This window comes from Clostridioides sp. ES-S-0006-03, assembly GCF_020662275.1.
Classification (GTDB): Bacteria; Bacillota; Clostridia; order Peptostreptococcales; family Peptostreptococcaceae; genus Clostridioides.
In genome coordinates, this window is record NZ_JADGMM010000006.1 from 123,614 (window position 1) to 141,059 (window position 17,446).

The following is a 17,446-nucleotide window of genomic DNA, read 5'->3' on the forward strand; positions in this document are numbered from 1 at the left end:
ATTTACAAAGGAGTGAAAAATTAATGCCACAGCAACAAATAATGATGAGTATAGGTCTATGGGTAGTAGTAATTGCAATCTTTTATTTCCTAATGATTAGACCTCAAAAGAAAAAAGACAAACAATTGAAAGAAATGAGAAGTAGCCTAGGTGTAGGAGACAAAGTCATTACAATAGGTGGAATAGTAGCTAATGTAGCTAAAGTTGAAGATGATGTTGTAATATTAGAATTAGGACCAAACAGAACTAAAGTTCCATTTGAAAAATGGGCTATAGGGACAGTTCAATCTAGAAAAGAAGAAATAGAAGAACAGTAAAATAGTAATTTAAAAGCCTTTTCTCGAATATATATTAATTTGAGAGGAGGTTTTTTTATGGGAAAATCTAATTATATTTTTAAAGGTTTGGGATATGCATATATAATAACTTTGGCTGTTTTATTAGTGTATAACTTATTTTTGACATTTACAGATATTGGTGGAGATAATATAACTATGGTTGCATCATTTATAACTACTATTTCTGCAGCTATAGGCGGTTTTTACACTTCAAAACACATGCAAGAAAAGGGACTTATGTATGGACTTTTAGTTGGACTTTTGTACATAGTGTGTATTTTTTTGACTGTGTTTTTAGCACAAGAGAGCTTCATATTTGAAGTAGGAATGATTTATAAGTTATTGCTTATATCAGCAGCAGGAGGTATTGGAGGCGTATTAGGTGTCAATTTTAAATAGAGTTTATATTAAAGTGGTTTTGTGATATAATCAATAGGAAACAATTAGAAATGGAGGCGTTGAAAATGGAAAATAAACATGTAAAAACTTTATCTCAAGCTACTTTAAAGCAAAGTGCTGCAAAAGGTGGATGTGGAGAGTGTCAAACTTCTTGTCAATCAGCTTGTAAAACTTCTTGTACAGTTGCAAATCAAGAGTGTGAAAGATAGAAAATTATTGATTTAGTTGTTTGTAAGAGGGTATCTCAAAATGGTTCTTTTATCATTAATGAGGTATCCTTTTTTATTTTTTGTCTCCATATAAAATGTTTAATATGTTTATAAAAAATAAGGTTTGACTTGTTAGTGTTTAATTTTTTATATATTCAAAATCTAACTTTTTATTCTTATATTTCTAATATATGCATTAGTAAATTATGTAAACTTATAAAATGTATTGATAAATAATATTATATATAATATTATCTATATGTGGGAAATACGAATATAAAAAATTAAATACAATATTCGGAGGACATAAATATGTTAAGTAACAAAAAGAGAAGTATGGCAATAGTAATGGCAGGAGCTACAGTTATGAGTGCAGCAGCACCAATATTCGCAGACAACACTGTGTCAGAAAATGTTGATAAAAATTACACAGTAAGTGCAAAAGATTCTACTAAACTAATCGAAGAGGTTAGAAAAGCATTAGAGATTAAGTTTGAAGAGACAAAAGCAGGAGCAAATGTAAATGATAGAGTTTATGATATAAAAGTAGATAATGTAAACTTAACTAATGCAACTCAATTACAAAACAAGATAAACTCATTAGTAGAAGGACAAAGTTTAAAAGTTACTATACAAGATAAAGGTCATCAAACTATAGGTGGAAAAGTAGTTGACTATAAAATTGAAAACTACAAAACAGCTCAAGAAATAGTAGATGCAGTTAATGCTTTCAATGCAACTTTAGCAGAAGATTCTGATAGCAAGTTAACAGCAACTATAAAGTCTACTAGCACAGTTGAAGTAAAAAGAGCGAAAGATTCAAAAAATACAATTACAGTAAATGTAGGAGACCAACATTTAGACTTTGCAAAACCAGTAACATCAGAAGAAGGTACTTTTGAAGGCTATGAAAAGCGTTACAGCGATATAGAATCAAAAGAATTACATACAATAACAGTTAAAAATGCAGATTTACAAGACATATCAGCAGAAGATTTATTTGATGGAGTTAGATTAACTACATTAGGTAGAGAAATAGTTAATAAAGTTAAAAATGGATATACTTTAACATTTGAGAATGAAGCAATACTTACTCAAGAACAAGAAAATAGTGATGACAAAGATAAGCCAGAAAAGTCAAGCTTTGATATGGTTTTAAGTAAGACAAATGAAAAGCCAGAAACAATAAGTATATCAAGTAAAAACCATAAATTAGTTAGAGATTTACACAAAGTACTAACTGATGTAAAAGACGGAAAAGAATTAAAAGTAGAAGTTTTATCTGGAGATTCAAGATTTACAACAGCAGTAGAAGTTAGTAAGGAAAGATTCAAAGATGGAGAAGCAGATTCAATAATTTTAGTTGGAGAAGATGCTATAGTTGATGGATTAGCATCAGCACCACTTGCATCTCAAAAAAATGCACCAATACTATTATCTAAAAAAGATTCATTACCATCAGAAATAGAAGCTGAGATATTAAGAGTACTTGGAAGTAACTTATCTTCTAAGAAAATATATATAGTAGGTGGAGAATCTAAAATATCAAAAGAAACTGAAGAAAAACTTTCTAAATTGGGTGTAAGTAAAGTTGAGAGAGTTTCTGGAGATGATAGATTTGAAACTTCTTTAGAAATAGCAAAACAATTAAAAGATACATTTAAAACTGCATTTGTAGTAGGTGGAAATGGAGAAGCAGATGCTATGAGTATATCTGCTAGAGCTGCTCAATTTGGAGCTCCAATAATAGTTACAGGTAACGAGTTAGATGCAAGTGCTGAAAAATTATTAAAAGGAAAAGAATTAGAAATTGTTGGTGGAGAGAATTCTGTATCAAAAGAAGTTGAAGATAAATTAGTGGAAATAGATTTAAACAACAAAGTTGAAAGACTAGCTGGAGAAAACAGAAAAGATACTAATGCTAAAGTAATCAACAAGTACTATGCAGGAGCAACTAAAGCATATGTTGCAAAAGACGGTTATGTAGGTGGAAATGGACAATTAGTTGATGCACTTACAGCAGCACCACTTGCAGCTAGTTCAAAAGCACCAATAGTATTAACTACAGAAGAACTTTCTAAGTCACAGGAAGAAGTAGTTGAGTTAAGACTTAAAAATGCTACTAAGTTAGTACAAATAGGTGAAGGAATAGCTAAAAATGCTATTGAGAAAATAGCAGAAAAAATAAACTTATTTAAATAAGAACTAATAGTATATAAAAATTGATATTATAAGTTTGTTTAGATAATATAGAATGTCTATAATGTACATTTATACAAGATGCTTAGATAAGATATGATGTCTACAATATAAAATATATATAAATAATGAAATAAAAAGAATAACAATAAGGTATCTCATTTAGATTTAATTTGAGATATCTTATTTTTTTATTTTTTGATTATAATACTGTAAAATTCATATTATAAAAGATATTGTTTATAATGATTAAACATCTTATTAACATATATTATTTTGAATTTATTACTTAATTAAATAAAATAAGTTATAATGTTTTGAATTTACGGAGAATAAAGACTTTAATTATAGTATTTGAGTTATATGGATAACTATGGTATTATATATAAAATATGGTAACAAAACTGTAACTTTTTATTGAGAATGGATAAAATTATTGATAAAAAATACGAAAAATATATTGGGGGTAAATAATAATATGAAGAATAGTAAAAAGATATTAGCTATAGGACTTACACTATCTTTAGTAATGGTAAATACTCCTATAGTAAATGCGTTGACATCCGTTGAACAAATAAAAGGTAATGACAGGTATGAAACAGCAGCAAAAATAGCAGATAAACAAAGCTATAATACAGCAATACTAATTAATTCAGATAATAGCTTGGCAGATGGTCTTAGTGCAAGTGGTTTAGCTGGAGCTTTAAATGCGCCTATTTTAATGACAAAACAAAATCAAATTCCAAGTACTACTATGGAAAGACTGAACAAAGCAAACACTGTATATATAATAGGTTCAGAATCGACAATAAGTAAAAATATTGAAAATCAATTACTTTCTAAAAAGAAGGTTGTACAAAGAATATTTGGTGAAAATAGATTTGATACGAGCGTAAAAATAGCTGAGAAAATCAAAGAAATCAAGCCTATTGATAAGGTAATTATAGCTAATGGAATTACAGGAGAAGCAGATGCAATAAGTGCATCACCAGTAGCTGCAAGAGATGGAGTACCTATAATACTTACAGATGGAAATAGTGTAGGATTTGATACTACAGGATTAAAGAGTTATGCACTTGGTACTAGTGAAATAATAAGTGATGAATTGGTCAAAAGTACAAATTCTGTTAGGTTAGGTGGAACAGATAGGTTTGACACCAATAAGAGAGTTATACAAGAGTTTTATAAAAACAGTAAAGAGTTTTACTTAAGCAAGGGTCTACAATTAACGGATGCATTAGTTGCTTCTACAATAGCAAAAAATGCTCCTGTAGTATTAGTAGAAAATGGTAGCAATAAGAGTATTTTAAGTGGAGCAGATAAACTTACAGTACTTGGAGGGATAAATCAGAATGTAATCAAACAGTGTATAAATCAAGCTTCTCCAAATCAACAAGGACTATATTATAATCCAAATGATAGAGCATTTAAGGACAGAATAAAGGGAAAAGTGTATGCTCATATAAGACAATATAGAAAAGAAAACGGAGTAAAAGAGTTATCTGTAGCAAGTAGATTAGAGGGATTAGCAAATGATTGGTCTAATTTAATGGCAAATAAGAAGACTTTATCTCACACAATAAATGGCAAAAACTCATACTCTACTTTTCTAAAGTACTTAGATTGGAGTGAGATTAAATCTGGATATGTTGCAGTTCAAGGTGAAAATATAATTAAATATAAAATTCCAGATAAACCCGTTTATACAAATAGAGATGCAGATGATATAGGAAATTTTATTTTCAATGAGTGGAAGACAAATCCTGAAGAAGGTACCAATATGCTACATAAAGGATATGAAATAATGGGATTTGGAATAGCCATAACGGGGGATAAGACTATATACGCAACACATGAGTTTTATGGAAGATATAAAGAATAAATATTTGTTATGATTTAGGTATCTTACAAAATGTAACTACACACAAAATGATAGCTGTGAGAAAATAATATATAAATAATAAAATTATAATGGAAAATAACATTTATATTAATACAATAATATAAATGTTATTTTTTTTAAAATTTAGTGAAAAAATTGTATCAAAAAGTTTAAATATAGTATAAAATGGGTAAGAAAGTAGTGAAAATTAAATGGCAAAATTAGGGAAACTTAATGACGCAAAACTATAGGGGTTAAAGCTTTTAAAGCCATATCAGCCAGTTGCTAAAAAGAGTAAAGTCTTTTTATTTTATAATTAAGATTCTCTTTGAGTGTCTTTTTTTATTGTCTGAAACTATAGTATTTAAATTCATGAGAAATTAGAAATTTATTGAGGGAGGATTGTTGTTTCATGAAAAAAGCAATATCTTGTGTACTAGCAGTATCAATGTGTAGTGCACCACTAAACGTTTTTGCAGAACCTATCTTAGAGGGGAAGTTAAGGGCAGTTGAAAAATCAGTTACAGAGAAGTTAAAGGGGAATCTTGAAGTAGATTTAAATTTTTCACTTCCAATAAAAAATAATGAATCAGAAAGTATAACTAATACACAATTGGAATTAAAAGATGATAGTAATAACAGTGGAATAATAAAGCTTGGAGAAAAAGATTCAGGAACATTAAATATTGGGGCAGATAACATAGAGTATACTATAAAAAAACTATCTGCAAGTAGAAGTGAAATAAAAAATAAAGATGAAAATATATCATATTATAATATTGTATTTAATAATTTACCTGTTGGAAAATACAATGTAGAAGTCTCTGGAGGAGGATTCAAGAGTAAGGAAATTAAGGACATTGATATATCAAGTTATTCACAAAGAGTTTTGTTAAGTAATAGAGCAAGTGTAGATGATAAAAATAAACCTCTAAACTATGAACTATTCTTGATGGGTGATGTGAATAATGATGGGAAAGTTGATAAGAAGGATTATGAGGATGTATTGAAAAATATAAACTCAAATAAAAGTGAATATGATTTAAATAGAGATGGAAAGGTAGATATTGCTGACTTAGACTATGTTCAGAAAAATTTAGGGCAAAGTGAAGATGAAAAAAGCCTAGAGAGTATAGTATCTACCAATCCTATAGTAGATACAAGTAAAGTAACATTAGAAAAAAACAGTGATACAAATATTCAAGGTACTGTAGAGGATTTATTCAGTGGAGATAATAGTGGAGTTAAAATATCTCCAGCAAATGCAGATGATAAGATATCAGAAGAAAAACCAGCAGTAATGGATATAGCTTTATCAGAAGCACTTGATATGGAAGTCATAAATATAAAAGCACCTGAAGGGAATGCTCCAGCAAAAGGAATAGTTGAAGTTACAGATAAAGATGGTAATGTTCAACAGATTCCTTATGAAAATAAAGAATATGTAGAAACTTTAAAAGAAGAGCAGAAGCAAGAGGAAGTAAATAATGAGCAAGAAGAAACAAATAATAAAGATGAAAATATAGAGCAGTCTGACAATAATTTAGACAATAATCAAGAAGAAAAAAATGATAAAGAAGATTCAAATACAACTGATAAAGAAAACAACGATAAAGAAAATTCATCAACAGATAAGTCTGATTCAGACAAAGATACATCAAAACAAGAAGACAATATCAGCAAAGATGATAATTCTACAACATCTACATATGGTAGGTCAGCAGTAGAAACATATGCAGAAGTTCAAAATAGTGATATAGTAATAAATCTTGGTAAACAAGTAGCAGTAAAAAAGATAACAATAAAAATAACAGCTACGACAGCAAATGATAGAAATCTTGCAGAAATATCTAAAGTTGAATTTTTAAATAATGTTTATAAAGAAATACCAAAACCAGATATGAATATACCTAAAATCAATAAAATATCGACTAGTACTGCTGTTGGAAACGAAAAAGTATCTTTTTATTGGAATAATGAAGTAAATGTATCTGCATATGAACTTATATTAGATACGATTGACAGTAAAGGAAAAGTACTATCGACTAAAAAATTACAAACGAGTAAAAACACTATAGATGTAAGAGATATACAAGCATATGGATTATATAGAGTGAGCATACAGTCTTTAAATGGAGATTGGGCTAGTGGATATAAAGAGGCAACAGCAGAAAACTTAGATGGAGTCCCAGAAAATGTAGACTCAAACTATAAGCCTATACAATTTAGTCCAGACAGTATAATAGAATTTCAAGTTGTTCCAGATACAAAACCAGAACCACCAGAAGGTATAAATGTCAAAGGTAGATTTAAGGCTCTTGATGTAAGCTGGAAAAATCATAAGCAAGCTAAAGACTTTGATTTATATTATAGAGAAAAAAGTTCTAATGGCTCTTGGATAAAATATAATGACAAACTTATTCGTGGAACAAGTTTAAAAATAGAGGGGCTTAAGGATAATACAACATATGAAGTTAGAATGACAGCTACGAACCATTTAGGTACGAGTGGAATGTCTAAAACATATATAGGAACAACTGAGAGTGTTGATGCTCCAACAACACCTAACTATAGACTAATTAATACTCCTAAGTTAGATGCAGGTTTTGGGATACCAACAAATCATATAGTAGATGTTACTTATCCAGCTGGATATGATAAAAGTGAATATAGTGACAAAAATCCATTTAATAAATTTAATATAGTAGATGGAGATTTTACAACACATTGGACATTCCCAAAATATAATGCTGCTGAGGGAACAAATAGAGGTCCAATCATAACTTTTGATAAGGCTTATACGATGGATACTTTTATGGCTACCCCTCGTTTTGATGTTTCTGATAAGACAATCAATGACTTTGAAATAAAATACTGGGATGAAAATGGTCAAGTACATAATTTAGGAGATGTACCCTTTGAAACAAAAACAGACCCTGTAAATAATAATATATATGTAATGGTAAGATTAAAGGAACCAATAAATGCTACTAAGATACAAGTAAGTGTTTGTTCTTCTTATTCATATAAGTCTAATATATCAGAACTTAAATTCTATGAATATGACAGTATAGAAAAAGATGTAAGAAATCTATTTGTAGATGACTTACAAGTTGAATTAAAAGAAGATGTAACTCAAGAAAAAATAACGGAATTAAAAGATAGAATTAGTACTCCTGATAAAGTGAGTGGGGAATATCATCCATACAAGACAATTATTGATAGAGAATTAAAATTAGCTCAAGACTTATATAATGATAGAGCTATACTTGCTGATGTAACAACTGTAAATCAAGATATAAATGTTTCAGGAAAATACAAAGATAAGAGTGGAAACTATACTGTTAAGTCTAATAATCTAGGTATGGGAAATGACTGGCAAGCATTGGGTGTAGCTGCTAGAGCTGGAGATGAAATCACAGTATATGTTGGAAGTAAAAGTGGTAGAACTCCTAAGTTAATATATACACAATACTATGGAGAGTCGGGTGCATATAAGAGTGGAGAAATAAATCTTAACACTGGTAAAAATGTAATTCAGTTAAGTAAGCTTCATAGTCTAGATGTAGAACGTGGAGGAAGCTTGTATATAAGATACCCTTATGATGCTCCAAGTGGTGGAGATATAAAAGTACGTGTAGCAGGAGCTACTAAGATACCACATCTTAACTTAAATGGAATGATAAATGATAAGAGCCCTGAAGGAGTTTCTGCATCTAAGAAAAAGATAAGAACCTATATAGAAGAATTAGCTAAATATAAGAATGATATAAAGGGAGAGCCATATTATCCAGGAACGAATATTGGCAATTCATATGGATATTCAGAAACAACGGGTGTATTAAACACTACAGATATTGAAAGTGATAAAGTTACGTTAAATGTTCCTGCAACAGCTGTATACCAAGGAATATCAAGTGGAAATTCTGATTTAAATACACAAGTAGATAGATTATACAATAGTATGCTTGCATGGGAACAAATAATGGACTTAATATACTCAGAAAGAGGAGTATTTAAGACACAAGATTTAGATGGAAATGGAACTGTAGATGATAATGAATTTGACATAACTAAAAATGATATGGCTCCTAAATCTCGTATGAATATAAAATATCAAAGAATGTTTATTGGAGCATTTATGTATGCTTCTGGTTTACATGTAGGAGTAGAATACGGTTCAGTTCCAGGACTTATGAATGGAGTACCTTTCCAAATAGATGCTACTGGAAAAGCTACAGGAGGAAGTTTGTTTGGATGGGGAATAGGTCATGAGATAGGACATGTTACAGACATTGGGAAGATGACATATAGCGAAACTAGTAACAATGTACTTGCTTTACTTGCTCAAACATTTGATGATAAGACACATTCAAGACTTGAAGGTTCAACAATGGACAAGATATATGAACATGTAACTTCAAACAGTGTAGGTATACCAAGTAATGTATTTGAGAGACTTGGAATGTTGTGGCAACTACATTTAGCTTATGATAATGATTTTACTGGTTCAATGCTAAAGAATAACTCAGATGCTGATTTAAGCAATGACACATTCTATGCTAAGATTTCAAGAAAATATAGAGCACTTTCAAGTGATGACCCAATAAATAATTTACCAAAAGACCAAATGTTAGTAGCAATGGCATCAAGTGTTGTTGAAAAAGATTTAAGAGATTACTTTAAAGCATGGGGAGTAGAAATTACACCAGAGTTAAACAGTATAATGGATGGTAAAAAGTACGAAAAAGAGTCTAGAAAGATACAATATATAAATGATGAAGCTAGAAGAAAGATTTTAAATGAAAATATATCTAGTATGGCAGAAGATACTAAAGTAAGTGCTGGTTTTGCTGATGGAGTACAAAGTGGTTCTCTAGTTAAATCTAATAAAATATCTATAGACCTAGATGTTGACAAAGACAAAGACAAGATATTGGGATACGAGATAATAAGAAGTGATGGAAACTACTTAGATGGTGAAAATGGAACTCAAGTAAAATATAGAACAGTAGGGTTTGTAGATGCAAAAGGAAATAGTCAAGCTAAATTTACTGATAATATATCTCCTCTTAATAATAGAGCATTTACATATAAAGTAGTTGCATACGATTATCATCTAAATCCAACAGATGAGTTTGAAATTGGTACTGTAAAATTATCAGATGAAGGGAAAATTAATAAGTCAGCATGGTCATTTATAACAAACACTGTTTCTGATGGTGATGTTAGAACTGAAAATGACTCACATGGACCACTACAAAATCCAGAGATTAATAACATCAAGGATAATGATGCAAGTACTACATATAAAGGAAAGAGAATTAGTAAAGCTGAGTGGAACAAAGACCCACAAAAAGACCCAGATATAAATGTAGAAGAAAATCCATATATAATAGTAGATATGAAAGAGACATTACCTATAGTAGGGTTAAAATATACAAAGCCAAAAACTGAAGCTAGAAAGTTCTCATTAAAAGGATTATTCAACCTTAGAAAGGATACTAGTACAACATACAATCCTTTAACTAATTATAAAATACAAGTAAGTAATGATAAAAAGAATTGGGAAGATGTTAGCCAAGGAACTTTTGAATACGGACAAGACTTAGTTGGTGGAGGAAAAGACCAAGATAATGAAGCTAGAGTTACATTTAATAAAGATGGTAAGCTTTGGACATACCAAGCTAGATATGTAAAACTAATATCAAACAATAAGTCTAATATAGAGGTTGCAGAGCTTGATGTAATAGGACCTCCAGGTGACAATATAGAGATTGGAACAGTAAATAGTGTAGACCAAACTCGCACTAATGGAATTGGAAAATTAGCAGAAGACTATGTATATCAAAAGGATGACACTAATACGAGTGAAGATGAAACAGCTAAGATTCCAGCAGGTTCAATAGTAATTACAGGTGAATACAGTGGAAATCCAGCATTTAATTTACCATTACTTATAGATAAAAATAATAAAACTATCTCTGGGGAAGCACTTTTATTTGCAGAGGTACCAGAAAAAGGTGAATTAGGTGAAATAAGCAAAGGTACATGGGTTTACTATATGCCAAAAGAAAGCTTTGATTCTTTAAGTGATAAAGTTAAGGCAGAATTATATAGATATAATGACCTTCAAGGAGATACTCCAATAGGTCAAAGATTTGTAAGTGATACAATGTATGTTCCTGTGGAAGCTAAAACTTATGATGAGTTAAAGACGATAAGTCTTACTGATAGTAATAGTAAAGCGAGAAAAGCTACAAAGAATACTATTGATGTTAGCAATAAGAAGGTTATATCTATAAATAATAAAGTAAAAGGTAATATTGTCAGAGATAAATAAGTAATAGAAATCTAAAAAAAATAAACATGCTAGTGCAAATAGTGGATATTTAGTATGATTAGGTACTAGAAAAGTTTTAAAAGAGTAAGATGTTAAAAGTGAAGTATATATAATGTAACTATAAGTTTAGGGTAATTTATAAATTAAATATAAAAGCCAGATAGATAAAGGATTTTATCTATCTGGCTGATGGTAGATAAGGACGGGTGTTAATGAGTAAAAGAAAATTTCTTATAAGAACTATTGCAGTGTCAACTATGACAGTAGCTGTAACTGGTAGTGCTACATGTGCATATGCTGCTCCAGTGTTACAAGGAACAAAGACATATGAAAAAGTAAATACTATAGATATATCTGTGGATTCAGTAGAAAATATAGTATATTCATTTCAAGCTAGTATAAAAGTACAAGGTGAGGTTGAAGTACTAGATAATGAGCCAGGCCAAAAGATTAAGTGGTCTGATAATATAGAAGCTCAGATAAAAAGTGGAAATGCAAATGCCAATTGTGTTTCAACATATGATAAAGCAAGTAATACAACAACATTAGATATATATGTTACATCAAATGAAGATTTGTTAGATGGAAATACATTAAATATAGGAAGAATATCAGTAAAAAAATCTGGAAGTAATTCAAGTGCTAAGTATAAAATATTGGGTAATGGGGAAAATTCCAAACCAGCTTTAAAAATTGTAACTTACAACAATAAAACCGTTGATTATGAAAGTATAGATTCTAGTGAAAGTTTAAACTTTACTCTTATCAATGAGAATGAAGTAAAACCAATAGGAGGAACTGGAACTAGTAAAAACGATCCTGAAAAATATAAGGTTGAGAAAAGTGAATCACTTGAATATTTATTAAATAATATTAGAATAAACTATTCTGTTGTTAGTAAAGAAACCGAAGAAAGTGGTTCAAATATAATATTAAAGCTTGGATTATCACAAAAATCAAGTAAAGGAAGAAAAGCTACAATAAGTAAGTATGTTGAAGTTACACTTCCAAAAAGTTTAGAGTATGTAGTTGATAATGAGTTAGCTAAACCAGATGAATTACCACCAGACAATTCTGATGACAATAATAATGGTGGAAATAATAATTCAGGTGGTTCATCTGGAGGTAGTAGTTCTTCTAGTGGAGGAAGTTCAAGCGACTCTACATCTAATGTTACAGTAAAAAAATTAAAAGGTGCAGATAGATTTGAAACTGCTGTTAAAATATCTCAAAGTGGATGGACAAAGTCAGATACAGTTGTGATAGTAAATGGAGAAGACAGAAGTATGGTGGATGGGCTTACTGCTACACCACTTGCTAGTGTAAAAAATTCACCAATTCTTTTATCTTCAAATGATAAACTTCCTCAAAAAACTATAGAAGAGCTAAAAAGATTAAATCCATCAAAAGTAATTGTAGTAGGTGGAAATAACTCAATGCCAAATTCAGTTGTTGAAGCTATTAAAGGCATAAATTCAAAGATATCAGTACAAAGAATAGGTGGAGAAACAAGATATCAAACTTCTATTAATATAGCAAAAGAAATTGATAAGACAAATAATGTAAGCAAGTTGTATATAGGAGCAGGAAATGGAGAAGCAGATTCATTATCAATAGCATCATTAGCTGGAAAGGAAAAAACTCCAATAGTACTTACACAAAAAGATGGTGTAGATAATGAAGCAGAACAATTTATTAAATCAAACAAAGTGTCAAATGTATACTTTATTGGTGGAGTAGAAAAAATATCTAACAAGGCTATTGAGCAAGTTGGAAAAATAACAAATAAAGATGTATCAAAAAATAGAGTTGCAGGTCAAAATAGACAAGAGACAAATGCTAAAGTAATAGATAAATTCTATTCTCATTCCAAATTGGATGGGGTTGTAGTTGCTAATCAAGATAAACTTATAGATGCTTTGGCAGTTGGTCCATTGGCAGCTAAAAATAATTCACCAGTTGTACTTGCCACAAATACGTTAGATAAATCACAAGAATCATCATTAAAAAATAAAAATTCATCTAAGTTGTTTGAAGTGGGTGGAGGAATAGCTTCATCTGTAGTAGATAAGATTAAGAGTTTAATTGAATCAAAATAAATATCAAAGTAAATATAAGTAAGTAAGCTTAAAATAAGAATGTATTTAGATATAAATCATATGTCTAAGTGCATTCTTATTTTTATTTATATTATCTTAATAATATTATGCTGGAATATATGTGAAAATTTAAGTAGAATTAAATTTAATTTGTAAAGTGATGTAAATTATTTTTAATAATGAAATATATCTTACAAATATTTAAAATATAACTAGAGATAGTTTTTGAATTTTTAATTAAATAAAATATTAATATATAGACGTAATATATTTATATAAGATATACTTTATAATATACAAAAAATAACAAAATAATAAAAAAAAGTAAAAACCATATAAATATAAAACATAAAAATCATCAGGGGGATATGAAAATGAATAAAAAAATATTATCATTAGGTCTAGCAGTATCATTAATCTTGGTAAACTTCAAAAGTGTAAATGCATCATCAGTAGTAGAAAAAATATATGGCAAAGATAGATATGAAACAGCAGCAAAGATAGCTGACAAACAAACTTATGAAACAGTTATTTTAGTAAATACAGAAAAATCTCTTGCAGATGGATTAAGTGCAAGTGGGTTGTCAGGTGCAACAAAAGCACCAATATTATTTACACAAAAAAATAAGATACCAACAGAGACAAATAGATGTCTAAAAAATATCAAAAAAGCATACATAATAGGTACAGAAGATACTATAAGTAAATCAGTAGAAAAAGAACTAGATTCTAAACATATAGAAGTAAAGAGAATTGGTGGAGAAGATAGGCTAAAAACAAGTTATCTAATAGCTAAAGAAATAGCAACTATAAAAAAAGTGGATAAGGTACTATTAACTAATGCATATAGTGGAGAAGCAGATGCTATGAGTGTATCATCAGTAGCTACTAGAGATGGTGTTCCAATTATACTTACAGATGGGAAGAGTATACCCTTTGATGTTAAAAGTATACAATCATATTGTATAGGCTCAGAAGAAATAATGAGTAGTGCTCTAGTTAAAAATACAAACTCAGTAAGAATAGAAGGAACTGACCGATTTGAAACCAATGAGAAGGTAATTGACTATTTTTATAAAAATGTAGATAGGTTCTATGTATCAGATGGCTATCAATTAGTAGATGCTATAGCAGCTGCACCATTAACTAAAGATTTTCCAATGGTATTAGTTAATGATGGTAGTAGTAAGCTTGTATTAGAAGGAGCTAAGCATATAACTTCTATAGGAGAGTTAAGTAATAAGGTAATAGAAGAATGTATAAGTGCATCAAAATCAAATGGGCAATCTCCAACAATCACAATAGGAGCTACAGAGATATATAAAGGGGAAAAGTTTGATAGGATTAAGTTGAATATAGTAGCTAAAGATAATACTGGGAGGGTTTTACCAATAGAAATTGATGGATTTATAGATACAAATAGAGTAGGTACATATATATTAACATTAAAGGCTACAGATGAATGGGGGAAGAGCACAGAAAAAAGGGTAGAAATAAAAGTGCTAGACGATAAAACTCATGACTACAATAGCCCAGAGTTTAAAAAGATGGTGTCTACTGAAATGTATAACCTAATTAATTCTTATAGAAAAGAAAAAGGGAAAGATTCTTTAGTAGTGTCTAGTAGGCTAGAAGGAATGGCAAATGCATGGTCTAAGTATATGATGGACAATAAAGTTTTTGCACACTATATAGATGGTAAAAATGCTCCACAAGTATTTTCTGAATTTGGAATGAGAAGTGAGGAAAATATAGCTTATATTTATATAGATTCTAAAAATGTTCAAACTACTCAAGATGCAAAAGATTTGGCGAAGGCTATATTTGAAGTGTGGAAGAAGTCTCCTGAGTATAATGCAAATATGCTTAGTGGTGAGTTTTATAGCACTGGGTTTGGAATTTATATATTGTCTGATGGTCAAGTACATGCTACTCAAGAATTTTTAAATGGTAATGAGGGTAGCTTGTAAAAAATTCCAAAAATCTTGTCTTTTTATTAATTTACTGATATCATGAAATAAAAATCACATCTAAAGTACTTTTTGTAATCTATTTTGTTGTTGCTTTATAGATTATGGTATTTTAGGTGTTTTTTATTTTAGACATTTATAAATTTTAAGGGAATAACTACTGAGGATGTAATTTATAATGAGTTGAATTATTAAAAAATTGGTAGGAGGAGTTTTATGAAGGTAGATAAGAGAATATTATCAATAGGATTGACAGTATCATTAATAATGGCAGGGTCAATAAATATCAATGCACTTTCAAGTATAGAAAAGATACAAGGGAAGGATAGATATGATACAGCTGCCAAAATTGCACAGAAGCAAACATATGAAAATATAGTACTAGTAAATACAGACAATACTTTAGCAGATGGACTTAGTGCAAGTGGATTAGCAGGAGCGGTTAAAGCACCTATATTATTATCACAAAAAAATAGCTTACCATCAGATACAGAAAATATGTTAAAAGATGTAAAGAAGGCTTATATAATAGGGACTGAAGACTCAATAGGAAAATCAGTTGAAAACAAGTTAAAGCAAAAGGGAATAGATGTAAAAAGAATAGGTGGAAATGATAGAATTGAAACTAGTTATTTTATAGCAAAAGAGATAGCTTCAATGAAATCTATAGATAAGGTTTTTATAACTAATGCTTATACAGGTGAGGCAGATGCTATGAGTGCATCATCTGTGGCATCAAGAGATGGAGTCCCTATTATCTTAACAAATGGAAAAGATGTGCCATTTGTTACAAAAGAAGGTGTAAGATATTATGCTCTTGGTTCAGAAGAGATAATAAGTAATGATTTAGTTAAAAAAACTAATGCAGTTAGATTGGCTGGTGAAGATAGATTTGAGACTAATAAAAAAGTTATAAAACATTTTTATAGTTCAGCAAAAGAATTCTATCTTTCTAAAGGATTCCAATTAGTGGATGCAGTTGCTGGATCTTCTATAGCTAAAAATGCCCCAATAGTATTGGTTGATGGAAGTAGTGATAAGTCTGTACTTAGAAGTGCTGATAAAATCACAGCACTAGGAGGAATAGATGAAAAGACACTAGAACAATGTTTAAGTGCATCAGCATTGGATGCAAGTGCACCAACAATAACAGTTGGTAATTTAAATGTATATCAAGGAGATAAGTTTGATATAAGTAAATTAAATATAGTTGCAAAAGATAGCAACGATAACGATTTAACACCAGAGCTTATAGGAAATATTAATACTGATAAAGTTGGTAAATATAAAGTAACTATAAAAGCTACTGATATTGGTGGGAAGACTACATCAGTAAGTGTAGAAATAAATGTACTTGAATATAAGACTAATGATATGAATAGTACAGAATTTAAAAGAATGGTTTCTAGTGAAATGTATAGTTTGGTAAATTCTTATAGAGAAGAAAAAGGCAAAGAATCATTACAAGTATCTAAAAATTTAGAAGGTCTTTCTAATTCATGGTCTAAGTACATGGCAGATAAAGGCCAGTTTTCACATGTAATAGATGGTAAAAATTCTGTTGAAGCATTCTCTGGATATGGATTAAGAAGTGAAGAAAATATAGCTTTTGTACCACTTACTACAAAAAGTACTTATACAACAAAGGATGCTAGAGAAGTAGCAAATGTAATATTTACAGTTTGGAAAAAGTCTGATAAATACAATGAAAACATGTTAAATAGTGATTTTATATATACTGGATTTGGATTATATATATTGTCTAATGGAGAAGTGTATGCTACTCAAGAATTTTTAAATAAGTAAAATTAAATTTTTTAAGTTATTAAATATTGAAACTTAAGGGTATAAAAACTCATATGCTTGGGAAAAATAATAATTTCAAAAAAATGCCTTGCAAAAAGAATTAAAATGGATTATTATAGAGATGTGAGAAATATTAGGAATATATGGATGATTATTCTATGTACATAATAAAGAGATGTAATTTTAATATAATGTTGGGAG

At 29.5% G+C, this 17,446-nt stretch carries 9 protein-coding genes and 1 riboswitch; all 9 genes read left to right on the top strand.

The annotated features are described in order from the left end of the window. The first annotated feature begins 23 nt into the window (after positions 1-23). The 9 genes from yajC to IR151_RS10305 all read left to right on the top strand — a co-directional run bounded on the left by yajC (position 24) and on the right by IR151_RS10305 (position 17,245). Entirely contained in the window at positions 24-317 is a 294-nt protein-coding gene (gene yajC / locus IR151_RS10265) for a preprotein translocase subunit YajC (protein ID WP_227434433.1), read from the top strand. Between the two features lie 57 nt (positions 318-374). Next, a complete protein-coding gene (locus IR151_RS10270) occupies positions 375-737 on the top strand; it encodes a TIGR04086 family membrane protein (protein WP_227434434.1) in 363 nt (120 codons plus the stop codon). Between the two features lie 65 nt (positions 738-802). Beyond that, a complete protein-coding gene (gene scfA, locus IR151_RS10275) occupies positions 803-946 on the top strand; it encodes a six-cysteine ranthipeptide SCIFF (protein ID WP_009891067.1) in 144 nt (47 codons plus the stop codon). Positions 947-1,258: 312 nt separating this feature from the next. Beyond that, positions 1,259-3,148, top strand: coding sequence for a cell wall-binding protein Cwp8 (locus IR151_RS10280; protein WP_227434435.1), 1,890 nt, complete (start codon positions 1,259-1,261; stop codon positions 3,146-3,148). A gap of 475 nt (positions 3,149-3,623) precedes the next feature. Further along, a complete protein-coding gene (locus IR151_RS10285) occupies positions 3,624-5,027 on the top strand; it encodes a cell wall-binding protein Cwp9 (RefSeq protein WP_227434436.1) in 1,404 nt (467 codons plus the stop codon). Positions 5,028-5,231: 204 nt separating this feature from the next. After that, a riboswitch (cyclic di-GMP riboswitch) is annotated at positions 5,232-5,317 on the top strand. Positions 5,318-5,439: 122 nt separating this feature from the next. After that, positions 5,440-11,370 (top strand): M60 family metallopeptidase, encoded by a 5,931-nt coding sequence (locus IR151_RS10290; protein WP_227434437.1) that lies wholly within the window; start codon positions 5,440-5,442, stop codon positions 11,368-11,370. A gap of 212 nt (positions 11,371-11,582) precedes the next feature. Then, on the top strand, positions 11,583-13,469 hold the full coding sequence (locus tag IR151_RS10295) for a cell wall-binding repeat-containing protein (RefSeq protein ID WP_227434438.1): 1,887 nt from the start codon (positions 11,583-11,585) through the stop codon (positions 13,467-13,469). A 368-nt stretch (positions 13,470-13,837) separates the two neighbouring features. Beyond that, entirely contained in the window at positions 13,838-15,439 is a 1,602-nt protein-coding gene (locus IR151_RS10300; RefSeq protein ID WP_227434439.1) for a cell wall-binding repeat-containing protein, read from the top strand. A gap of 216 nt (positions 15,440-15,655) precedes the next feature. After that, a complete protein-coding gene (locus IR151_RS10305; RefSeq protein WP_227434440.1) occupies positions 15,656-17,245 on the top strand; it encodes a cell wall-binding repeat-containing protein in 1,590 nt (529 codons plus the stop codon). Positions 17,246-17,446: the final 201 nt, after the last annotated feature.

What these genes read in the sequence shown, in the direction of transcription:
- yajC (WP_227434433.1), top strand. Translation starts at nt 24, where the DNA reads ATGCCACAGCAACAAATAATGATGAGTATAGGTCTATGGGTAGTAGTA.
- IR151_RS10270 (WP_227434434.1), top strand. Translation starts at nt 375, where the DNA reads ATGGGAAAATCTAATTATATTTTTAAAGGTTTGGGATATGCATATATA.
- scfA (WP_009891067.1), top strand. Translation starts at nt 803, where the DNA reads ATGGAAAATAAACATGTAAAAACTTTATCTCAAGCTACTTTAAAGCAA.
- IR151_RS10280 (WP_227434435.1), top strand. Translation starts at nt 1,259, where the DNA reads ATGTTAAGTAACAAAAAGAGAAGTATGGCAATAGTAATGGCAGGAGCT.
- IR151_RS10285 (WP_227434436.1), top strand. Translation starts at nt 3,624, where the DNA reads ATGAAGAATAGTAAAAAGATATTAGCTATAGGACTTACACTATCTTTA.
- IR151_RS10290 (WP_227434437.1), top strand. Translation starts at nt 5,440, where the DNA reads ATGAAAAAAGCAATATCTTGTGTACTAGCAGTATCAATGTGTAGTGCA.
- IR151_RS10295 (WP_227434438.1), top strand. Translation starts at nt 11,583, where the DNA reads ATGAGTAAAAGAAAATTTCTTATAAGAACTATTGCAGTGTCAACTATG.
- IR151_RS10300 (WP_227434439.1), top strand. Translation starts at nt 13,838, where the DNA reads ATGAAAATGAATAAAAAAATATTATCATTAGGTCTAGCAGTATCATTA.
- IR151_RS10305 (WP_227434440.1), top strand. Translation starts at nt 15,656, where the DNA reads ATGAAGGTAGATAAGAGAATATTATCAATAGGATTGACAGTATCATTA.